This is a genomic window from Streptomyces sp. NPDC028305 (genome assembly GCF_055569495.1).
In genome coordinates, this window is sequence record NZ_JBVHTN010000001.1 from 613,588 (window position 1) to 635,005 (window position 21,418).

The following is a 21,418-nucleotide window of genomic DNA, read 5'->3' on the forward strand; positions in this document are numbered from 1 at the left end:
TCCCAGTACCGCTGTCGGCGATCAGTAGACCGTGGTGTCCAGGTCCTCGCCCAGGAAGTAACCGGCCAGAGCGGGCAGGGCCTTGGCCCGGGCCGGCGGGTGGAAGGCCAGGGCGCGGGTGGCCTGGAGGAGATAGCCGACCTCGGTGTCGCGGATGAAGGAGATGCCGCCCGCCAGCTCGCTCGCGGCCGTGGACACCTCCATCACCGACTCCTGGACCTGGAAGCGGGCCAGCAGCGAGCGGGCCAGCTGGTCGGCCGGGTCGTCGAGGGACTCGGCCATGTCCCGGGCCACGTTCTCCACGGCCCCCATGGCGCTCTCCAGCTTCACCAGCAGGGCGCCCAGCTCGGCGCGCGAGACCCGCGGGGAGGCCATCGCCTTCGTCACGAGGGTGCTCGCCACCCCCACGTACGAGGCCGCGGCCAGCAGCTCGAACCAGGTCCAGCCGCGGATCTGGAGGGTGTCCATCCGGGTGCCGGGCCGCTGGTCGGTGAAGATCATCAGCGACTCGTCCAGGACCAGGTCCTCCAGCACCACCTCATCGCTCTCGGCGCCCGCGAGCACCTCGCTCTCCCAGAACGGGCGGCGCACCAGGCCCTCGGTGGCGGCGGGGATCAGGGCCATGGCCACATGGCCGTCGTACTTCTCGTCGCCCTCCACCAGCACGCTGGCGGTGAACCAGTCCATCGACGCCGAGAGGCTGCACGGCTTCTTGCTGCCGCTGACGATGAAGTTCGTGCCGTCCCGGCGGGCGCGCATGGTCGGCTCGAGCATGCTGCCGCCGCGCTTGGCCTCGGCGGAGGCCGAGGCGACCAGCTGCTTCTCCCCCGCGATCGACTTGAGCAGGATCCACTCGAAGGCGTCGGGGGCGCAGTGCGCGGTCAGATACTCGGTGAAGGTGGCCAGCGAGAGCTGGTGCATCATCGCGGCGACCGCGAGCGACGGCGAGCGCATGGCCAGGGCGCGCTGGACGCGCACCGCGTCCAGCGGGGCGGCGCCCAGGCCGTCGTGCTCGGTGGGCACCAGCAGCCCGGCCCCGCCTGCCTCGCGGAACGCCGGGATGGCCGGGCCGCCGCGCTTCTCCAGCTCCGCCGGCGGATGGGCCGCCAGCTTCTCGTCCAGCCCGGGGAGCAGTCGCTCCATCGCCGCGCGCTCCCGCGCCCCGAGGCGGCCGGCTGCGGTTGTGGTGGTGTCGGTCATGGTGCTACTCCGGCTTCGCTACGACGGCACAGACGGGGGAGAAGCCGCGGTGGACGGCCTCGAGACGGAATCCGGCGGACCCGAGCAGGGTCCTGAGCTCGGGCTCGGTGCGCAGCTCACCGCCGCTGACGACCAGGCACTCGATATCGCCGAGGGTGGCGAAGGAGGGGTTGCCGCCCGCCGGAATCACCATGTCGAACAGGACCAGGGTGGCGTCGTCGTCCATGGCGGCCCGGCAGTTCTCCAGCAGCTTGCGGGCCTTGTCGTCGTTGTAGTCGTTGACGACCATCGACAGCAGATAGCAGTCGCCGCCCTCGGGCACCGAGTCGAACATGTCCCCGGGCACGAAGTCGACGCGCTCGGCGTACCCGGACTCGGTCAGCAGCCGCTTGGCGTTGCCCACCACGCGCTCGCGGTCGAACAGCACCCCGCGCAGCTCGGCGTGGGTCTCCAGCAGGTTGGACAGCACCACGCCCTCGCCCCCGCCGACGTCCACGACCGCCTTGTGCTTGCCGAACTCGTAGAGCGAGACGGCCAGCAGCTGGGCCTGGGCTGCCATGGCGGTCATGGCGCTGTCGAACAGGTCACCCGCCTCGGGGTGCTTGTCGATGTACGCGTAGTAGGGCAGGCCGTGGTGGTCGGAGAAGGCCTCGCCGCCCTTGCGCACCGCCTCGGGCGTCAGCGACCACGGGTCCCAGTGCCAGCGCGAGCCGTGCAGCATGGCGTTGTAGCGCATGGAGAACGGGTAGTCGGTGCGCAGGAAATGCCCGGCCTCGGTCAGCGAGAAGGTCTCGTCCCCGGCGTGGTCCAGCACCCGCAGCGTGGCCGCCGCCCGCAGCACCCGGTACAGCGCCCGCGGGTCCACGTCGTGCTGCTTGGCGAGGTCCTCGGCGCCGCGCGGGCCGTCCGCGAGCGAGTCGGGGATGCCCAGGGTGGCGAGGGTGGAGATCACCTGGGTGCCCCAGTGGCCCAGGATCAGCTGCATCAGACCGGCGACCGGGAGCGCGGAGTGCGCTATGACGTCGACCGGTTTGAGCTGCTGGTCGTCGGAGGATTCGGCGTGCTCGGTCATACTCGTCCTTCCTCGGGGCGCTGCGGGCGGTGGGCGACCACTTCGCCGGGCAGTTTCCGGTCCAGGTACTGGGACAACATCAGGCGGCGCCGGGGCTTGCCGCTGGAGGTGCGCTGGATGGTGCCGCGCCGGCAGCTGAAGACGGTGACGTCGACGACGCCGCCGATGTAGAGGGACAGCGCCTCGGCCAGCCGCTCGGCCCACTCCCCCGGCTCCAGCTCGGCGAGCACCACGATCCGGCGGGCGTCGACCAGGGTGGCGCAGCGGTACCGGTCCACGCCGGGGGTGTCCCCGAGCCGGGCGTCCAGGTCCTCGGCGTAGATGTTGCGGCCCCGGACGCTCAGCGCGTCGCCCAGCCGCCCCAGCACATACGTCTGGCCGTCCAGCAGGAACCCGGCGTCCCCGGAGTGCACCGCGCCGTCGATGAACCGGGACGAGCTCTCGGCGTCCGGCGGCTCGTATCCGGCGGCCGTGCTGCTGCCGGACAGGATCAGCTCGCCGAGATAGCCGTCGGGGAGCGGCCGTCCGTCGGCGTCCACCACGGTCACCGAGACGCCCTCGATCGGGAGCCCCGAGCTGACCAGCCACTGGGCCGGGCTCTCGGCGGGGCCCGCGTCGCGCAGGGTGCCGCGCGCGAGGACCTTGACCGGCTGCTCCGGGGTGAGGGACTCCCAGTCGAGATGGACGGCCTGCGGCACGGTGCCCGGGGCGTGCCCGGTGATGCCGAGCGTCATCTCGGCCATGCCGTAGCAGGGCGTGAACACCGCCGGGTCGAAGCCGTACGGCTCGCACAGCTCGGTGAACTCCCACAGCCCGCGCGGGTCGTGGCGCTCCGCGCCCAGGGTGGCCGAGCGCAGGGCGGAGAAGTCGGCGCCCTTCAGGTCCTCCGGCTTGAGGCGGCGGGCCGCGTACGCGAAGCCGAACGACGGCGCCGCGGTGTACGCCATCCCCTCGCGGGCGAGGCAGTCGACCCAGCGCCGGGGGTCGTAGATGAACTGCTCCGGGCGCATCAGAGTGAGGTCGCCCTGCTGCGACACGATGGTCATCAGACAGCCCACGAGCCCCAGGTCGTGGTACATCGGCACCCAGCTCACGGTGGACAGCGAGCCGTCGTAGTCGATCAGCCGGCCGTTGCCGTGGGCGTTGGCCTCCATGTTCGCCCAGGTGATGCGCACCCCGCGGGGGCTGCTGGTCGAGCCGGAGGTGAACTGGAGGGTGGCCAGCTCGGTGGCGGGGACCGCGCTGAGCCGGTCGGTGCCGGTGCCGGTGGAGAAGTCGCTGGAGAGGACGGCGACGGCGCCGCCGTCCTCGCCCGCCGCCTCGGCGGCGTCGGTCAGTATCGACAGGTGCACCGGGTCGCCGACCACCGCCGAGGCCCGGGTCAGCCGCAGCACCCGGGCGACATGGCGTACGTAGTCCTCGCGGCTGCCGAAGCGGGCGGGCGGCGCGATGGCGGTGGGGACCAGGCCCGCGTTCACGGCGCCGAAGTAACCGGCCACGAAGCCGACGCTGTTGGGCGTGGCCAGCACCACCCCCGGGCGGTCCGGCAGCGCCCGCTCCCGGAACGCCGCGCTGGCCAGGGAGACCAGCCGCGCCAGGTCGGCGTAGCTGTAGCGGTCCCAGCCGCCCGAGCCCCGGGCGAAGCGCATACCGCGGTCGGTGCGCGGCTCGACCAGCCAGGACAGCAGGGGTGAGGGGGCGGCGCCGGGCGCAGCACCGGTCACGGGGTACCCGCCTTCCGCTTCATCACCTTCTGCACCTCGGCGAACACCTCGAGGGCGTGTTCCAGCTGGGCGGTGGTGTGGGTGGCCATCGGGCAGATCCGCAGCATGGCGCCGGTCGGCGGGACGCCGGGGTACAGCGCCACGCCGGTGAACACCCCGCGGTCGTAGAGCTGCCGCCACCACTCCATGGCCAGGTCGTCGTCGCCGAGGATGACCGGGATGATGGGGGTGGTCCGCTCGGGGAGGTCCGAGTCGGGGCCCATCGGCAGGCCCAGGCCCTTGAGTTCGGTGCGCAGATAGCGGGAGTTGCGGCGCAGCTGCTCGGCGAGCTCGGCGCCTTCGGGCGAGCGGCGGATGCGTATCGCCTCCAGCGAGCCGCCCAGGGCCGCCGGGACGCCGACCGTGGTGAACACGAAGGAGCGCGCGGTGACCTGGAGATAGTCGATCAGCTCGCGGCTGCCGGCGATGAATCCGCCGACGCCCGCCAGCGCCTTGGACAGGGCGCCCATGCGGATGTCGATCTGGTCCTGGACGCCGAAGACCTCGGCCGCGCCGGTGCCGTGCTCGCCGAGGACGCCGAGGGAGTGTGCCTCGTCCAGCATCACGGCCGCGTCGTTCTCCCGGCAGATGTCCAGCATCTCGTCCAGCGGCGGCAGGTCCCCCTCCATCGAGTAGAGCCCGTCGAGGATGACCAGGATCCGGCCGCCGTCGCCCTTGGCCCGGCGGACGCTGTCGGCGAACAGGTCCATCCGGTTGTGCCGGAAGCCGCGCAGCTTGGCCCGGGAGAGCCCGACCCCGTCGAGCATCGAGGCGTGTGCGAAGGAGTCGGAGACCACGGTGTCGCCCACGCCCACCAGGGCGCTGATGGTGCCGATGTTGGTCTGGAAGCCGGTGGTGAACAACAGGGTGGACTCGACGCCCAGCCAGTCCGCCAGCTCCTCCTCCAGCTCCCGGTGCAGGGCCGTGGTGCCGTTGAGGATCCGCGAGCCGGTGAGCGAGGTGCCGTAGCGGTCCACCGCGGCCTTGGCACCGGCCAGCACCCGGGGATGGCTCGCCAGGCCCAGATAGTTGGGCGAGCCCAGCATCAGCCGCGGCTCGCCCTCCATGGTGACGACCGGGTCGAGCAGGGACTCCGCGTTCCGGAAGAACGGCAGGTTCCCGTTGGAGACGCCGCGGTGGTACGCCGTGACGAACTCCGACGACCGCAGGTCCCCCAGCCAACTCGCCGTGTACTCAGACACCGTGGGCCTCGCTTTCGGTCCGGGCGCCGGACACGCGCACGATGTAGTCGACGGCGTCCCCCACCGTGCGGATGTCGATCGCGTCCTCTTCGCCGATCTTCACGTGGAAGGTGTCCTCGAGCTCCTGGGTGAGGGTGAGGATGTCGAGCGAGTCGATGCCGAGGTCGGCCTTCCAGGTCGCGCCGCGCACGATGCGCTCGGCGGACACCCCCCGGACCACCAGGTGGTCCTCGATCACCTTCAGGACCTCGTCATCCGTCACCCGGGTCGACTGCTCTGCCATCACGCGTCCTCTCCATGTGCCTGACGTTCCGGGTGTTCCTGGCCTTCCCGGCGCAGTTGTCCCCGGGCCCTGACCAGATCGCGGCGGCTGACCCCGACCTTCTTGAGCGTCGGCATCAGGACGTCGCGGAAGAACACCTCGCGGTCGATCCCGATGACCTGCATGACGGCCAGCCGCTTGTCGTAGTCGGGCAGCAGGTCATAGGCCGGCATCTTGAATTCCTTGACCACATGCGCGATGTCCTTGAGCGTGCCCTCGTAGTCCTCCTGAAGGCAGGCCTGGAGCGTGCGCCGGTAGAAATCCGCGTGCGCGGCCTCGTCACGCGCGATGTAGCGGCAGACCTCGGCCATCACGGGGTCGCCGAGGTCACGGGCCCGGTTCAGCTGCTGCCGATAGCTCATCCAGGTCGTCTTCTCCTGGATGGCGCCGTACACGAACATTCTGCGCGGCGTGGAGAACGGCATCGTCCAGCGCCGGCTCAGCACCTTGCTCTCGAATTCCCGGATCTGCTCCTCGGTGCGCTGTCCGCTGCGCAGCAGGAATTCCTTCAGGGCGAGCGCGTGCTTGGATTCCTCATATCCCCAGTTGACCTGGAACCAGGCCTGCCCGAAGGACTCCCGTACGAGGTTGAGCCCTTCGGACACATAGTCGGGGAGATACATCTCCACGCCGAGGAACGTCTCCGCGCACTGGGCCAGGCTCTCGTCCTGGTTCTGCTCGTGCCATTTGTCCCACGGGATGTCGTCGAAGACGCTCCAGCGGCGGCGGCGCTCGGCGAGCTCGAAGAACTCCATGTACTGGCGGTACAGGGTCTCCTCGGAAAGGAGGTCCACGGCTCAGCCCTCCCGGACCGCGGGCGTGCCGGACCGGATCAGCTCGACGACGTCGCCGACGGTGTTGACCCCGAACAGCACGTCGTCGTCGAAGCTGAGCCCGGTCTGGTCCTCGATGGAGACGATCAGTTCGAGGGTGGCCACCGAGTCGAGGCCGATCTCCCCGATGTCGTCCGCCGGCGTGAACGTCCGCTCGGCCAGCCGGGCATCCACCTCGGCCGCGGCCTTGGCGACGATGCGCAGTGCTTCTTCTTCCGTCAGATCGGCGATCGTCACTTCGCTCCTCCATGGCCCGCGAGGGCGTTGTGGGAATACGCGTTGTGGGAGTAGGCGTCGCGGCAGGCGGCGCGGCGCAGCTTGCCGCTGCTGGTCTTGGGCAGCGTGCCGGGGCGCACCAGCACCACGTCGTCGGGCGTCACCCCGACCGAGCCGCGGACCCGGGTGGCGATCTGCCGCGCCAGGTCAGGGGGCGAGGCCGCCGGCTTGTGCTCGGCCACCACCACCAGCTTCTCGTCCGGGGTGGAGAAGGCGATCACATGGTCGGGGCGGATCCCCTCGAGCCCCAGACAGGCCCATTCGATGTCGGTCGGGTGGTACTTGCGGCCGTGGTGGATGACCATGTCCTTGGTCCGGCCGGTGACATACACCTCGTTCTCGTACACGAAGCCGAGGTCTCCGGTGCGCAGCCAGCCGTCCCCGAAGGTCTCCTCGGTCAGCTCCGGCGCCCCCCAGTAGCCGCGCGCGACGCTGCCGCCGTGGATCTCGATCCGCCCCTCGACGGCTTCCGCGGCCAGCTCGCCCGAGGCGGCGCGGATGCGGATGTCCCAGCCGCTCAGCAGCCGTCCGCACGAGACGAGTTCACGGGTCCCGGACCCGGCCTCCACCGGGTGGACCACGCCGTCCTCGCCGAAGTCCGCGCCGGCCACCGACAGCGTGCGCAGCCCCTCGCCGATCCGGGTGAAGGCGACCCCCAGGGTGCCTTCCGCCAGTCCGTAGGACGGGGTGAGCGCGGCCGCGTCGAAGCCCGCGGGGGCCAGCCGCTCGGCGAACTCCCGGATGGTCCGGGGCCGGATCGGCTCCGCGCCGATCCCCGCCACCCGCCACGCGGACAGGTCCCAGCCGGCCAGCTGCTCGTCGGTCGCCCGGCGGGTGATCAGCTCATACGCGAAGTTGGGGGCGTAGCTGAAGGTGCCCGAGACCCGGGACATCCAGTCCAGCCAGCTGGTGGGGCGCCGCGCGAAGTCGTACGGCGGGATGAACCAGGCGGGGATCTCGTACACCAGCGGCCCGAGCATGCAGCCGATGAGGCCCATGTCGTGGTAAAGCGGCAGCCAGCTGACGAACCGGTCGCGCTCGGAGGTCCCCAGCGCCTCGTTCATGGCCCGCAGGTTCTCCAAGAGGTTGTCGTGCGTGACGACCACGCCCTTGGGGCTGGCGGTGGAGCCGGAGGTGTACTGGAGAAAGAGCGGTTCCCCGCCCTCGGGCTCCACCAACTCCCCGGTCGCCTCCCCGTCGGCGATCTCCGCGTAGCCGATGGGCTTCGCCCCCACCGCCTCGACACAGATGTCGAAGAGCGCCTCGTCGGCGACGATGTGCCGCGGCCCGCAGGACGAATGGATCGAGCGCAGACGCTCCCGGTAGGCCTCGATCCGGGTCAGCATGGCCGGGGGGAAAACCGGCACCGGGATGACCCCGGCCCGCACCATGCCGATAAAGGCGACGATGAACTCACGCTGACCGGACAGCATCAGAATGCCGCGGTCACCTCGCTGAAAACCCGCGGAAGCGAGCCTTCTGCCGAAGTCCTCACCGGCGGCCTTCAGCTCCGCGAAGCTGAGGAAATCAGTGGAATCCCCGGAGACAAAGGTGAAACCCCGGGTGGTTGACGACAACCGAGCGATGACACGAGACAAGCTCACGTGCTGGAAACCTCCACGTGCACGTACACCCCATGACAGGGGGGCACCGTTTTGCCGGACCGGATTTCCGGCCCCGGCGCCGCGCGACACGGCAAGAAAATACCGAGCGGCGCACTTCACGGAATCCGGCGCCCGGTGTAGTCATGCTGCAACCGGAGCGGAAGTCCGGCCTCAACCTTCCGCGGCACCCCGGATCAACCTCAGGGGGTGCGCGGCGGCGCTCGTGCCGCGTGGGGACTGCGAGCCCCCGGCTCCCGGGTGGAAATCCCCCGGGGCGTGGTGGTGCCTGATGTACCCCGGATCCACCGTCCAGCCCACCTCTCAGGGCCGCCGTGTCTCCCTACCGTCGGACGTGTGCCGCCGCACGGCGCGCACCACGTCCACCGAACGGCGAGGAAACAACGATGAGTTCGAACGACAAGCACGCGCGGCGCACCGTCCTGCGGGCCGTGTCCGCGGCGGGCGCGGGGCTGGCGCTGACCCCACAGGCGGCGCGGGCGGCCTCCCCGGGGGCCGCCCCGGAGACCTCCCCGGCATGTGACTCGGGCTGGCTGCCCGACGGCCCGCTGCTGGTGTCCCCCGCCGACCCCCGCTACGCCCATCTGGTCGCGCGGGGCGCCAGCAACCGCTTCCGGGGCAGGCCCGAGGGCGTCTATCTGGTCGGCTCGACGGAGCACGTCGTACGGACCGTACGGGAGGCCGTGCGGTCCGGGGCCCGGCTGGCCGTCCGCAGCGGCGGGCACTGCTTCGAGGACTTCGTCGACAACCCCGACGTCATGGCGGTCATCGACATGTCGCCCATGCGGGAGGTCTCCTTCGACGAACGGCGCCGGGCGTTCGTCGTGGAGGCCGGGGCCACCCTCGGCGAGGTGTACCGGAAGCTGTACCTCGGCTGGGGCGTGACCTTACCGGCCGGATACCACGCCGAGGTGGGCGCGGGCGGGCATGTGCCCGGCGGCGGATACGGGCCGCTGTGCCGGCTGTTCGGGCTGGTCAGCGACTACCTCTACGCGGTGGAGGTCGTCGTCGTGGACCGCGGGGGCGAGGTGCGCGCCGTGGTGGCCACCCGGGAGGCGGACGACCCGCACCGCGAGCTGTGGTGGGCCCACACGGGCGGCGGGGGCGGCAACTTCGGTGTGGTGACCCGCTTCTGGTTCCGCTCCCCCGAGGCCACGGACGACACGGACCCGGCCCGGATGCTGCCCGCCCCCACCAGGACCGCGCTCACCTTCACCGCCGACTGGAGCTGGGAGGGGATGGACGAGCAGCGTTTCACGCGCATGGTGCGCAACCACGGGCAGTGGGCCGAGCGGCACGCCGCCGCCGACGACCCGAACGCCGCGCTCTACGCCGAGTTCGCCCTGACCCGCCGCGCGGCCGGGTCCCATCTGCTGCTCGGCCAGGTCGCCGCGGAGCCCGGCGCGGACCGGCGGCTCCTGGACGGCTTCCTCGGCGCGGTGAGCGCGGGCACCACCCGCCCCGGCAACCTCAAGGTCCGCCGGCTGCCCTGGCTCACGGCCGCGCTGAACGGCTCGGGAGAGGCGGTGGGCGACTGGCATATCAAGATCAAGTCGGCCTTTCTGCGCCGCCGTCTGACCGACCCCCAGATCGCCGCCGTCCACCGCCACCTCACCCGCGCGGACACCGAGGTCGTCGCCGGGAGCGTCGTCCTCAACACGTACGGGGGCGCCGTCAACACCCTGTCCTCCTCCGATACGGCCATGCCCCACCGCGACTCGGTGCTGAAGCTCTCCTGCCTCGCGTCCTGGGCCGAGCCCGCCCAGGCGCCCGAGTACCTGGCCTGGATCCGCGCCTGCTACCGAGACCTGTTCGCCGACACCGGCGGCGTCCCCGTACCCGGCGAGATCGCCGACGGCGCGTTCATCAACTACCCGGACACCGACCTCGCCGACCCGCGCTGGAACACCTCGGGCACGCCCTGGCAGACCCTCTACTACAAGGCCAACCACGCCCGGCTGCGCGCCGTCAAGGCGCACTGGGACCCGCGCGATGTCTTCCGCCACGCCCTCTCGATCCGCGTCACGAGTCCGTCCCGGGGTCCTGCGGCTTGACCAGCCCCGTCTCGTACGCGAGCACAACCGCCTGGGCGCGGTCGCGGAGGGCCAGCTTGGCGAAGATCCGGGCCACATGGGACTTCACCGTGGCCTCGCTCAGCGTCAGTTCGGCGGCCAGCTCCGTGTTGGACAGGCCGCGGCCCAGCAGGGTCAGGACCTCCAGTTCGCGGGGGGTCAGAGCCGCGAGGTCGGCGTGTACGGCGGGGGTGCGGGCGGGCTCCGAGGCGAAGCGCTCCACCAGCCGCCGGGTGATGGACGGGGCGAGCAGGGCGTCGCCCGTGTCCACCAGCCGGACGGCCGCCGCCAGGTGTTCCGGGGTGACGTCCTTCAGCAGGAAGCCGCTGGCCCCGATGGACAGCGCCGTGTACACGTAGTGGTCCAGGTCGAAGGTGGTCAGCATGAGCACCCGGCAGTCCGGGTCCCGGCGCAGGATGCGGCGCGTGGCTTCGAGGCCGTCCATGGTCGGCATGCGGATGTCCATCAGCACCACGTCCGGCCTCAGTTCGCGGGCAGCCGCCACCGCTTCCGCGCCGTCGGCCGCCTCGCCCACCACCTCGATGCCCCGGGCGGTGAGGATCAGCCGGAAGCCCGTCCTGATCAGTGTCTGGTCGTCGGCGATGAGCACGCGTGGAGCCCGTTCGCCCGCGGGCGCCGCCGTCATGGGCGGTCCAGGGGGATGCGCGCCCGGACCCGGTAGCCACCGCCGAGGCGGCGCCTGGCGTCCAGGTCTCCTCCGTACACCGCGACCCGTTCACGCAGACCCAGCAGCCCGCGGCCGGTGCCCTCCCGCCGCCGCGGGGCGGCCCGCCGCGGTGTCAGCTGTGCCGGTGCGTCGCCGGTCAGCACGCTGGGGCCGGTGTTGAGCACCTCCACGCGCAGCGCGCGGTCGGCGTAGCGCACGGTCACCTCGGCCTTGCCGGCGCCGTCGCCGTGCCTGAGCGCGTTCGTCAGCGCCTCCTGGATGATGCGGTAGGCGGTCACGTCGACCCCCTGGGGCAGCGGGCACGGCTCACCGGAGACGCGCACCTCGACGGGCAGCCCGGCGAAGGAGATCCGGTCCACGAGCGGGCCCAGCCGGTCGAGGCCCGGCTGCGGTGCCAGCTCCGCCGCGCCGCCGTCGTCGGCCGCGCCCGGCGCCTGCTCCGTGTCCTCACCGCTCGCCGACGGCGCCAACAGCCCCAGCAGATGCCGCAGATCGGTCATCGCGCCACGCCCCGCGTCCTCGACGGCCCGCAGGGCCGCCGTGGCCTCGTCCGGCATGGTGCCCAGCACCTCGCGGGCGGCCCCGGCCTGCACCACCATGACGCTCACATTGTGGCTGACGATGTCGTGCAACTCCCGGGCGATACGGTCGCGCTCGGCCGCGACCGCGGCGCGCGCGGCGCTCTCCCGCTCCCGCTCCAGCAGCCAGCCACGCTCTCCCACGGCCGCCTGCCACCGGCGCCGTGTGCGCACCAGCGCCACCGCCAGCCACAGCGTGGCGAGCGACACCACCCCCACGGCCACCACCAGCGCCTTTGTCTCCCACTCCGACACGGGGGCCACTGTGGCAGACCGCCCCGGGATCCGCATCAGCCTGGGGATGCAGACCCTGCATCCCGGGGATGAGGCGCGCGCGAAGGTGCCATCCGGGGAGGGATGTTCCGGCCCGGCGCCCCGTTTAGCGTCCTGTGCATGTTCACCGATCACAGCAACGCGGAGGCCGTCGTACGGCTCGACGGCGTACGCAAGGAATACGGGGAGACGACCGCGCTGGACGGCGTGTCGCTGGAGATCCGGGCCGGGGAGGCGGTCGCGGTGATGGGGCCCTCGGGGTGCGGCAAGTCCACCCTGCTCAACATGATCGCCGGTCTGGACCGTCCGACGGACGGCACGGTCACCGTGCACGGCGAGAGTGTGGGGGAGCTGAGCGAGAAGGGCCTCGCCCTCTACCGGCGCCGCCGCATCGGCATGGTCTTCCAGTTCTTCAACCTCGTCGACGACCTGTCGGCGCTCGACAACGTCGCCCTGGCCGCCCAGCTGACCGGCACCCCCGCCCGGCAGGCCCGCCGCCGGGCGCTGGAGCTCTTCGAGGAACTGGGCATCGAGGACCGCGCCCGGGCCTATCCGGCGGTGCTCAGCGGCGGCGAGCGGCAGCGGGTCGCGGTGGCCCGGGCGCTGATGAACCGCCCCGCCCTGCTGCTGGCCGACGAGCCCACGGGCGCGCTGGACAGCCGCGCCGGCGAGCAGGTGATGGACCTGCTGCTGGACCTCAACCAGATCGGCCAGACGCTGATCATGGTGACGCACGACGAGCACCTGGCGCGGCGCTGCGCCAGTCGGCTGGTCCTCCTCGCCGACGGCCGGGTGACCGGCGAACACACCCTGGAGGCGTCCGCATGAGGGCCGTGTGGCGGGCCGCGCGCGCGGCCGTACGGCGGCGCAGGCTCCAGACGATCGTCATCCTGCTGGTCACACTGGTCTCCACCGGAGCGATGGTGGTCGCGCTCGGCCTGGTCGACTCGGCCTCGGCACCGTTCGAGAAGACCCTCGCCAGGCAGCGCGGCCCGCATATGGTCGCCGCGTTCGACCCCGCCAAGGTCTCGGACACGGAGCTGACCCGGGCGGCCCGGCAGCCCGGAGTCGAGGCCGCCGCCGGGCCGTTCGCCCAGGCGAAGATCGAGATGCCGACGGGACCGGGGAACCTTGGCCTCGGCGGCCAGGTGACGGTCGTGGGCCGCTCCGGCCCGGCGGGCCCGGTGGACCGGGTGGACCTCTGGGCGGGCCGCTGGGCCACCCGGCCGGGCGAGGTCGTCCTGAACCGGCAGACGGACTGGACCGCGCGCGACCTGGGCAAGCGGATCCAGGTGCCCTCCGGACCGACGCTCACCATCGTCGGGTTCGCCTTCGAACTCAGCCATACGGCGGACGCCTGGGTCGCGCCCGACCAGATCGCGGCCCTGCACCCGACCGCCACCCAGATGCTGTTCCGCTTCACGGACGCGTCGTCGGAGGCCCGGCTGCGCGACCAACTGGCCACGGTGACCCAAGGGCTGCCGAAGAACGCCCTGGCCGCTTCCGAGTCGTATCTCGCCCTCAAGCACCGGGCGGGCGGCACGGCCCGGCTCTACGCCAGCTATCTGCTGGCCTTCGGCGTCCTCGGTGTCCTGGTGGCGGTGCTGATCGTCGCCAACGTGGTGAGCGGAGCCGTGATCTCCGGGTTCCGGCACATCGGGATCCTCAAGTCCCTGGGCTTCACCCCAGGACAGGTCGTCGCCGTCTACCTCACCATGGTCTCCCTCCCCGCCGTCGTCGGCTGTGCGCTCGGCACCGCCCTCGGCAACCTGGTGTCGCGCCCGTTCTTCCGGTTCGTGTTCACCGGGCCCGACTCGGGGGTGTTCCACAACAACGTCGGCGTCCCGCGCTGGGTGAGCCTTCTCGCCCTGCTCGGCATGCCCCTCGTCTGCGCCCTCGCCGCGCTCGCCCCCGCGGTGCGCGCACACCGGCTCCCCGCGGCGCGGGCGATCAGCGCGGGCAGCGCCCCGCGCGCCGGACGGGCGCTCGGCGTCCAGCGCCGGCTGGCGGGCAGCGGGCTGCCCCGGTCGGTGAGCCTGGGGGTGGGCCTGCCCCTGGCCCGGCCGGGCCGCAGCGCCCTCACGCTCGCCGCCGTGGTCCTGGGAGTGACCACGGTGACGCTCGCGACCGGCCTGGCCACGACGATGACCCGGTTCGCGGCGGCGGGCCAGGACTCCTACCAGGTCACGGTGTACGCGAACAATTTCAGGCACGGCAAGGTCATCGAGCCCGAGCACGGCGACCGGGAACTCCAGTCCCTGCTGGGCTCGCTGCCCGGTGCCCGCGAAGTCACCGCGAGGGCGGACGTCGAAGCCAGCGTGGCCGGCTCGGCGAAGAGCGTCCTGCTCGAGGCCCGCCGGGGTGGTCTACCGCGGCTGGACAGTGTGCTCACCGACGGCCGGTGGACGCGCCGGACGGGTGAGATCGTGGCCGGCTCGGCCTTCCTGCGCCAGCACGGCCTGCGGATCGGCGACCACCTCACCCTGGAGAAGGGCGACCGCCGGGAGAGGGTGGTCGTCGTCGGTGAGTACATGGAGGACAACAGCCGGTTGGTCGTGGGCGAATGGTCGACGATGGCGGCCCTGTCACCCCAGGAGAAGCCCATCGCGTACCACGTGCAACTCCGCGACGGAGCGGACCCGGACACCTACGCGCGCGCGGCCAGGGACGCCGACTCCGGGATCACTACGACACCGACCGGACCGAACTCCGCCGCCCAGGCCATCATCGGCTCCGCGGTGGCCCTCACCCTGATGCTGGCCGTCGTCGCCGCCTTGGGTGTCTTCAACACGGTCGTCCTCAACACCCACGACCGCCGCCGCGACCTGGGCATGCTCAAGTCCATCGGCATGACACCACGTCAGGTCACGGCGATGATGGTGACGTCGATGGCCTTGCTCGGCGCACTCGGCTCCCTGCTCGGCATCCCGCTGGGCATCGCGGGCTACGACCTGGTGGTGCCGCGGATGGCGGACGCGGTGGACATCGCCCTGCCCCCGTACATGACGGACGTCTGGCGCCCCCCGACCCTGGCCGGCCTGGCCCTGGCGGGCCTGGTGATCGGCGTCCTGGGCGCCCTGATCCCGGCACGGCGCGCGGCGCGGCTGACGATCGCGGAGGTGCTGCACAACGAGTAGCGCCCGAGGCCGGGCGGATGCGGGTGAGGTATCCGGGCCGACCGGACCTTGTCAGTCGCGGCGCGTCATGCCGTCTGTCGGTTACGGCGGCGCAGCCTTCCCGCGCGGGCCCACAGAGCGACTGCCACCAGCCCGCGTATGACAGCCGGCGGGCGAGCCGCTCCGACGCCTGCGCGTAGCCGTTCGTCGAGCAAGGTATCCGCACCGAGCCGTACCAATGGCGCGACCGGGGAGGGAAAACGGGCGGCAAGCAGACATCGGGTGGCATCCATGAGGGCCTGCCCTTCACCGGTTACCGCGAAGTGCTGTTCTTCGAATGTGTCCATCCACGAGGCGAGCTCCGAATATGAGCGGGGCAGCAGGTTGATGTGCATCCGCTCCGCCAGGCCGGCGTAGAAGCCGTACGCCGCGTTTTTCTCATCAGTCGTGGTCGCCCGCCAACCGCGTCGGTCGATCCAGCGCACAGGAGCGACGCAGAAGGCCGCCAATACGTATACGAACTCCTCCTCACCCACCGGCAAGCCGCTGTGCAGCCGGTTCAACGCCACGACCGCCTCGCGCCCAGCAGACGAATCCAGGCCATGCTCGATGAGTGTGTACATCAGTTCACCAGTGGCTTTGGCCCGCGCCCTGGGGTTTCTGGTCATCTTGCCCGTCCCGACCAGCACCTTGGCGATGGTCGGGACGGCGAACGTCCGGTAGAAACCCAGGTTGAGACCCAGCCGAAGATCCTCGGGAAAGTCCACCAGCGCCAGACGACGGTACGCAACCTGGGCTTGTTCCTCGCTGCTCTTCACTGGATCCCTGTCAATCGGATACTCCCCTTCAACCATGCTGGTTCAACGCCCGCGAGACTCGATCAGAGCCCGGGCGACCAGGCAAAGGACGGAGTGGTGGGGCGGACGAGTCGGCCTGTACGCCGGGGATAATCATCGCCTTTCCCGAAAAGCGCTGCGACCTGCACACATACCGCCTGCGGACCACCGCGGAACACATGCCCTCCAGCACCAGGACGAGATCATGCCTACGGATCGAGAACGAGTCGGTCGAGCAGGACGCGGGGGCCGGCATCGCACAGGGCATCCGGCCTTTCAGGCGGGTGCCCTGTCGGGCGACTGGGTCACGCCGTCGGCAGGAGTTCGGCCGTGGGGCCGCTGGTGGTGATCCGGCCGGTGTCCATCAGGTGCGCGATGTCGGTGTAGTGGGTGATCAGGTGGCGTTCGTGGGAGACCACGACGAGGGTGGTGCCGTGTTCTTCGCGCAGGCGGGTGAGGAGATCCATGACGGCTGTGGCGGTGGTGGTGTCGAGGGCGGAGGTGACCTCGTCGCAGAGGAGGATGTCGGGGCCGGCGGCGAGGGCGCGCGCGATGGAGACTCGCTGGCGCTGGCCGCCGGACAGCTCGCCGGGGTAGCGGTTGGCGAAGCCGGCGGGGAGTTCCACCTGCTGAAGGAGTTGGGTGATCTGCTCGGGTATCTCCCTCGCGGTGAGGCTGGTGTGCAGGCGTAGGGGGCGGGAAAGCTGGTGTCCTATGGTGCGCCGGGGGTTGAGCGAGGCGAGCGGGTTCTGCGGGACGAGCTGGATACGGCGCTGCTGTTCGCGGGTGCGGCGCCGGGCCGTGGCCGCCAAGGTCTGGCCGTCGAGGGTGAGCCGGCCGCTGGTGGGCGGGTGCAGTCCGGCGAGGACCCGTAGGAGGGTGGTCTTGCCGGATCCGGAGGGGCCGATCACGGCGGTGGCCGATCCGACCGGTGCGGTGAAGTCGAGTCCGGTCAGGGCGGGGCGGCGGGTGCGGCCGTTCCGGAAGTAGACCTCGACACCCTGGGCGGAGAGTGCCGGTCCGGCCGTGCGGGTCGGCGCGGCCGCTGCCGACGGCTCTACTGCCGTACAGGACACGTCATTTGGCGGCTGCGTGCCAGGCGCGGTGAGCCGCACGGTGTGGTCGGCGCACGCTTCGACCAGGGCGGAGTCGTGGGTGGCGAGGACGACGGCCAGGTTACGGCTGGTGGCGAGGTGGCGCAGCAGGTGGGCGATCTCGTCGCGCAGGGCGGTGTCGAGGCCGGCGGTGGGCTCGTCCAGGAGGAGGATCTGAGGGGTGCGGGCGAGGGCCCGGGCGAGGGCGACGCGGCGCTGCTGTCCGCCGGACAGGGCGGTGGGACGCCGGCCGAGAAGGTCGGTGGGGAGCCGGCACTCCGTCAGCAGGGAGCGGACCGAGCCGGCGGAGGGGTCCGTGGCCAGTTCGGCGACCAGGCGGTGGACGGTCATCCGGGGGTTGAGCGCCGAGCCGGGGTCCTGGCCGACATAGGCGACGCGGGTGCGGCGCAGGCGTCGTAGCGCGTCGGGGGTGAGGGTGTGGGGCTGTGTGCCGAGGACGTCGACGGTGCCGGCGGTGATCGTGGCCCGGTCGGGGAGGTGGCCGATGAGGGCGCGCAGCAAGGTGGTCTTGCCCGAACCCGAGGCACCGGTGAGAGCAGTCACCTGACCGGGCCGGACGACCGCGGAGGTGACGGGCAGCAGCACCGTGCCGTCGGGCAGGGCGATTTCCAGGCCGGTGACGGACGCCACCGGCTGTGCCACGTCGGCCGGGGCATCAGCGCGGTCGTGGTGGGTGAGGTCGCTCACGAGCGGGTGCCCGCCTTCTGCGTGGTGTCGGGGGCCAGGGCCTGGGTGGCGAGATTGACGGTGATGGCCACGGCCGCGATCGCCAGGCTCGGGGCGACGACGGCCCAGGGGTTGAGCAGGATGCCCGGGGCGTTCTCGCGGACCATCAACGACCAGTCGGAGGCCGGGGGCTGGGGCCCGATCTGGAGGAAGCCCGCCATGGAGATGACGTAGACGGCGTCCACGAACCGCAGTCCGAAGAGGGTCAGGACCGTGGAGCGCAGGTTGGGCAGCAGCTCGCACAAGGCGATGTAGGCGGTGGACTCGCCGCGGGTGATGGCCGCCTCGACGTAGCCGGCGGAGGCGAGCGGGGCAGCAGCAGCGGCGACGACTCGTACGGCGTAGGGGGTTCCCAGGACGATCGCTGCCGCGATGACGGCCCAGCGTCCGCCGCCGGGCCAGGCGAGCGCGATCAGCATGATGCCCAGCAGCGGAGGCAGCAGGATCGCGACGTCGGCGCAGCGTTCGACCGCCCGGCCGAGTGCGGGGCGCAGGACGGCGAAGCAGCCGATGACGGTGGCGGCCACGGTGACCACGGCGGCCACCAGCAGCGCGCCGGCGACGAGGAGGGTGCCGCCGTGCAGGAGGCGGCTGAGAACGTCGCGGCCCAACTGGTCTCCGCCCAGCGGGGCGTCTGCGCTGGGGGCTGTGAACGGGGCGGTGACCGGTGAGGAGAGGGAGTGCGGGGCGAGCAGGGGACCGGCGACGGTGAGCAGGAGGGGCAGGACTGCGAAGGCGGTCAGCGCCAGGGTGCGGGTGCGTCCGGTGCGCCGGCGCCCGACCGCCGGGGCGAGGGTGGTGGTCATGGGCGGTCTCCCACGGTGGCCTCGCGGATCAGGTCCGCGGCGAGCAGGACGAGGCTGATGACGGCGCCCGCGCAGGCGACGACTCCGGTGATCAGCGGGGTGTCGCGCGAGGCGACGGCGCCGGCCAGCAGGTTGCCGATGCCGGGGTAGTTGAAGAGGGTCTCCACGACCACGGCCCCGCCCAGCAGCATGCCGGTGGTGGTGGCGAAGCCTGTGGCGATGGCGGGTACGGCGCCGGGCAACTGGTGGCGCAGCAGCACCCGGTGGACCGGCAGTCCGTCCAGGTGGGCGGCCTCGACGTGGGGGGTGGTGGCCTGGTCGGCGAGGGCACCGCGCACGATCCGGACGTTCCAGCCGGTCTGCGGGATGACCAGGGCGACCACCGGCATGATCAGCATGGTCCACTGGGCGGGCCTGCCGTCGCTGCCGGTGACGGTGACCGCCGGGAGCCAGCCGGTCCACAGGGACAGCACCAGCAGGAGGGCCACGGAGATCACGAATTCGGGCAGGGCGAACGCGGCGGTCGAGGCGTGGCCGATGATCCGGTCGGTCAGCCGGCCAGGGCGGGCGGCGGCCCAGCAGCCCAGCAGCAGGGAGAGCGCCATCGTGAGGGCGAACGCGCTCAGGCCCAGGACCAGGGTGTTGGGCAGCGGGTCGGCGAGCAGGGCGGTCACCTTCTGGCCCTGGGCGGAGGTGCCCAGGTCACCGGTCGGCAGGGCGGTCATCCAGTCCCAGAACCGTGCCCACACCGGCCGGTCCAGGCCCAACTGGTGCCGGCGGGCGGCGATGTCGGCCGCGGTGGCGCCGCGTTCGGAGGTGGCGCCGGCCGCGTCCCCGGGCAGTAGCTCGACGGCGGCGAAGACCAGGGCCAGCAGGACGATCAGCATGAGTGCCCGATGGGCGACCGCGGCGGGCACCCTTACGGCCGGGTGGTACGGGCGGCGCGGTGCGGTGCCCGTCCCCGCGGGGGGAGCGGGCACCGCACCGGCCTTGGTGAGGGGGCTCAACTCAGCCACACGCCTTCGAGCTGGACGCGTCCGTAGCCGGCCAGCCTGGGCAGGTTGCGCACCTTGGCGGCGGCCAGGTCGATGCCGTCGGCCATGCCCCACAGCAGGTAGCCGGAGCTGTCGTACTCGGTCTGCTGGAGCTGCTTGAGGTGGGCGGCGCGCTGCTTTTCGTCCTTGGTGCCGATGACCTTGCGGTAGGCGGCGTCGAATTCCTTGTCCGCCCAGCCGGATTCGTTCTGTCCGGCGCCGCTGACCATGGTCTTGGAGGCGAAGAAGACGACCGAGTCGTTGGTGCCCCAGTAGGTGGTGTAGAGGTCGCCGGTCTTCCAGGTCTTCTGCCAGAAGGCGCCGGACTCCTGCTTGACGACGTTCACCTTGATGCCGGCCTCGCGGGCCTGGTTGGCGAAGAGGGTCGCGGAGTCGGCGAGGCCCGCGATGTCGTCTGTGGTGATCAGGTCGTAGGTCTTGGACAGGTCGAAGCCGGCGTCCTTCAGCAGCGTTTTGGCCTTGGCGAGGTCACGCGTGCGCTGGGGGATGTCCTTGGCGTAGTCGGGGTCGCCGGTGCCGAGGATGTCATTGGCGACGGTGCCGTAGCCGGACAGGACCTGCTTGACCATCGCCTCGCGGTCGATGACCAGGCGCATCGCTTCGCGCACCCGCGCGTCCGCGAACGGGCTGCCCTTCGCGGTGCGCATGACGATGGGCATGGCCATGTCGTTGGGGCGGCGCAGGATCTGGATGTCCTTGCGCGTCTGGGCGGTGCGGGCTGCGATCGCGCCCGCGTTGGAGGCGAGGTCGATCTGCCCGGCGAGCAGCGCGTTGGCCATGGCCTGCGGGGTCTCGAACATGGTGACCTCGATGGCGTCGAGGTGCACCGCCGGGCCGTACCACTTGTCGTTCTTCACCAGGCGCGCGTTGCCGCCGCGGTACCAGTCCAGTTTGAACGGGCCGGTGCCGGGAGCCTTGGCGATCTCGGAGTCCTTGGTCCCCTTCTTCAGGACGAAGGTGGTGAACCGGGTCAGGACCGGGAACTCGGCATTGGCGTAGTCGGAGATGATGACGACGGTGTCGGTGCCCTCGGCGGTGATGTTCTCGGCCTTGATCCCGGGCAGCCGGGCCGAACCGGACGGGGTGTTACGCAGCCGCTTGAGGGACCAGACGACATCCTCGGCGGTCAGCGGGGTGCCATCGTGGAACACCGCACCCTTGGCGATCTTGAACTTCCAGGTCTTCAGGTCGGCCGACGACTCCCACGAACTGGCCAGACGGGCAACGGTGTTGGACTCGGCGCCGGGGACGGTGAGGGTGTCGTGGACGAGCGCGATGATCAGGTAGTCGCTCTCGTTGGTCTGGGTGCCGTGCGGGTCGCGGGTGATCGCGCTTGCCTTTCCCAGCGCGCCCACCCGCAGGGTGCCGCCGTTCCTGGGCTTGCCGCCGGCCGCCGGGTCGGAGGAGGTACCGCCACCGCCGGAGGAACAGGCGGCGAGCAGGGCCGTCGCGCCCATCGCCCCGCCGGCCCACAGCACTTGGCGCCTGTTGATGTTCACGTACGTCCTCGCTCCACGAAGCCACGAATTGCTTAGGTTTGCCTATCCTAATAACAACCGCCTTCGCAAGAGGGCGCCTACCGCGAGGAGCTCACCCGCGGGAGCCAGGTGACCAATGAGTTAGGTTTGCCTAACCTAAATTAGGTGCTAGCGTCTCGGCCGGCGGCGTCGTCTACGAAGCCCTGACCCGCCTGTCCGCCCTGCCGCCGGAAACGACTATGGTCGCCCTGGTCAACGACGGTGGTGAGAAGTACATGGACACCGTCTTCAACGACGACTGGATGAGCGATCGAGACCTCCTGAGCCCCGACACCGAGCGGGAAGTCGACGAACTCCTCACCAAACTCCGCAGGAACCGGTAGAC

The 21,418-nt window shown here is 71.3% G+C and carries 19 protein-coding genes; 4 read left to right on the plus strand and 15 right to left on the minus strand.

Annotation, left to right across the window (positions count from 1 at the left end; translation table 11 throughout):
- Positions 1-21 precede the first annotated feature (21 nt).
- The 8 genes from ACZ4WQ_RS02790 to ACZ4WQ_RS02825 are packed head-to-tail and all read right to left on the minus strand — an operon-like array spanning position 22 to position 8,245.
- Entirely contained in the window at positions 22-1,200 is a 1,179-nt protein-coding gene (locus ACZ4WQ_RS02790) for an acyl-CoA dehydrogenase (protein WP_468021949.1), read from the minus strand.
- 4 nt (positions 1,201-1,204) lie between these two features.
- A complete protein-coding gene (locus ACZ4WQ_RS02795) occupies positions 1,205-2,272 on the minus strand; it encodes a methyltransferase (protein WP_468021950.1) in 1,068 nt (355 codons plus the stop codon).
- Complete coding sequence (locus ACZ4WQ_RS02800) at positions 2,269-3,996, minus strand: AMP-binding protein (protein WP_468021951.1); 1,728 nt, start codon at positions 3,994-3,996, stop codon at positions 2,269-2,271. The genes ACZ4WQ_RS02795 and ACZ4WQ_RS02800 overlap by 4 nt, the downstream gene beginning before the upstream one ends.
- Entirely contained in the window at positions 3,993-5,237 is a 1,245-nt protein-coding gene (locus ACZ4WQ_RS02805) for an aminotransferase class I/II-fold pyridoxal phosphate-dependent enzyme (protein ID WP_385341611.1), read from the minus strand. The genes ACZ4WQ_RS02800 and ACZ4WQ_RS02805 overlap by 4 nt, the downstream gene beginning before the upstream one ends.
- Positions 5,230-5,520, minus strand: coding sequence for an acyl carrier protein (locus tag ACZ4WQ_RS02810; protein WP_311722899.1), 291 nt, complete (start codon positions 5,518-5,520; stop codon positions 5,230-5,232). Before ACZ4WQ_RS02810 ends, ACZ4WQ_RS02805 begins: the two co-directional genes overlap by 8 nt.
- The gene (locus ACZ4WQ_RS02815) at positions 5,520-6,353 is read right to left on the minus strand and encodes an acyl-ACP desaturase (protein ID WP_311722898.1); all 834 of its coding nucleotides are present in this window, start codon (positions 6,351-6,353) and stop codon (positions 5,520-5,522) included. Before ACZ4WQ_RS02815 ends, ACZ4WQ_RS02810 begins: the two co-directional genes overlap by 1 nt.
- Positions 6,354-6,356: 3 nt before the next feature.
- A complete protein-coding gene (locus ACZ4WQ_RS02820; protein WP_468021952.1) occupies positions 6,357-6,629 on the minus strand; it encodes an acyl carrier protein in 273 nt (90 codons plus the stop codon).
- Entirely contained in the window at positions 6,626-8,245 is a 1,620-nt protein-coding gene (locus ACZ4WQ_RS02825) for a fatty acyl-AMP ligase (RefSeq protein WP_398369929.1), read from the minus strand. Before ACZ4WQ_RS02825 ends, ACZ4WQ_RS02820 begins: the two co-directional genes overlap by 4 nt.
- A gap of 431 nt (positions 8,246-8,676) precedes the next feature.
- Here ACZ4WQ_RS02825 and ACZ4WQ_RS02830 point away from each other — a divergent pair, with 431 nt between their 5' ends.
- Positions 8,677-10,344, plus strand: a complete 1,668-nt coding sequence (locus ACZ4WQ_RS02830) for an FAD-binding oxidoreductase (RefSeq protein ID WP_468021953.1) — start codon at positions 8,677-8,679, stop codon at positions 10,342-10,344.
- On the opposite strand, the gene ACZ4WQ_RS02835 is transcribed toward ACZ4WQ_RS02830, so the two are convergent.
- Together ACZ4WQ_RS02835 and ACZ4WQ_RS02840 are read right to left on the minus strand one after the other, a co-directional pair.
- Positions 10,313-11,008 (minus strand): response regulator, encoded by a 696-nt coding sequence (locus ACZ4WQ_RS02835; RefSeq protein WP_398369925.1) that lies wholly within the window; start codon positions 11,006-11,008, stop codon positions 10,313-10,315. The genes ACZ4WQ_RS02830 and ACZ4WQ_RS02835 overlap by 32 nt on opposite strands.
- Complete coding sequence (locus ACZ4WQ_RS02840; RefSeq protein WP_398369923.1) at positions 11,005-11,883, minus strand: sensor histidine kinase; 879 nt, start codon at positions 11,881-11,883, stop codon at positions 11,005-11,007. The genes ACZ4WQ_RS02835 and ACZ4WQ_RS02840 overlap by 4 nt, the downstream gene beginning before the upstream one ends.
- 138 nt (positions 11,884-12,021) lie before the next feature.
- Between ACZ4WQ_RS02840 and ACZ4WQ_RS02845 the strand changes: the two genes are divergently transcribed.
- Together ACZ4WQ_RS02845 and ACZ4WQ_RS02850 are read left to right on the plus strand one after the other, a co-directional pair.
- The gene (locus ACZ4WQ_RS02845) at positions 12,022-12,729 is read left to right on the plus strand and encodes an ABC transporter ATP-binding protein (RefSeq protein ID WP_385341625.1); all 708 of its coding nucleotides are present in this window, start codon (positions 12,022-12,024) and stop codon (positions 12,727-12,729) included.
- Complete coding sequence (locus tag ACZ4WQ_RS02850) at positions 12,726-15,038, plus strand: ABC transporter permease (RefSeq protein ID WP_468021954.1); 2,313 nt, start codon at positions 12,726-12,728, stop codon at positions 15,036-15,038. Before ACZ4WQ_RS02845 ends, ACZ4WQ_RS02850 begins: the two co-directional genes overlap by 4 nt.
- Before the next feature lie 65 nt (positions 15,039-15,103).
- Here ACZ4WQ_RS02850 and ACZ4WQ_RS02855 read toward each other — a convergent pair whose 3' ends face one another.
- The 5 genes from ACZ4WQ_RS02855 to ACZ4WQ_RS02875 form a co-directional block, all read right to left on the minus strand.
- Positions 15,104-15,835: an oxygenase MpaB family protein gene (locus tag ACZ4WQ_RS02855; protein ID WP_385341630.1), complete on the minus strand. Its 732-nt coding sequence runs from the start codon at positions 15,833-15,835 to the stop codon at positions 15,104-15,106.
- A gap of 323 nt (positions 15,836-16,158) precedes the next feature.
- The gene (locus ACZ4WQ_RS02860) at positions 16,159-17,655 is read right to left on the minus strand and encodes an ABC transporter ATP-binding protein (RefSeq protein WP_468021955.1); all 1,497 of its coding nucleotides are present in this window, start codon (positions 17,653-17,655) and stop codon (positions 16,159-16,161) included.
- Positions 17,652-18,500, minus strand: a complete 849-nt coding sequence (locus tag ACZ4WQ_RS02865) for an ABC transporter permease (RefSeq protein WP_468021956.1) — start codon at positions 18,498-18,500, stop codon at positions 17,652-17,654. Before ACZ4WQ_RS02865 ends, ACZ4WQ_RS02860 begins: the two co-directional genes overlap by 4 nt.
- Positions 18,497-19,417 (minus strand): ABC transporter permease, encoded by a 921-nt coding sequence (locus tag ACZ4WQ_RS02870; RefSeq protein WP_468022093.1) that lies wholly within the window; start codon positions 19,415-19,417, stop codon positions 18,497-18,499. Before ACZ4WQ_RS02870 ends, ACZ4WQ_RS02865 begins: the two co-directional genes overlap by 4 nt.
- Positions 19,418-19,503: 86 nt before the next feature.
- Positions 19,504-21,054 (minus strand): ABC transporter substrate-binding protein, encoded by a 1,551-nt coding sequence (locus tag ACZ4WQ_RS02875; protein ID WP_468021957.1) that lies wholly within the window; start codon positions 21,052-21,054, stop codon positions 19,504-19,506.
- 218 nt (positions 21,055-21,272) lie between these two features.
- Here ACZ4WQ_RS02875 and ACZ4WQ_RS02880 point away from each other — a divergent pair, with 218 nt between their 5' ends.
- Positions 21,273-21,416 (plus strand): hypothetical protein, encoded by a 144-nt coding sequence (locus ACZ4WQ_RS02880; protein ID WP_385341639.1) that lies wholly within the window; start codon positions 21,273-21,275, stop codon positions 21,414-21,416.
- The last annotated feature ends 2 nt before the right edge of the window (positions 21,417-21,418 follow it).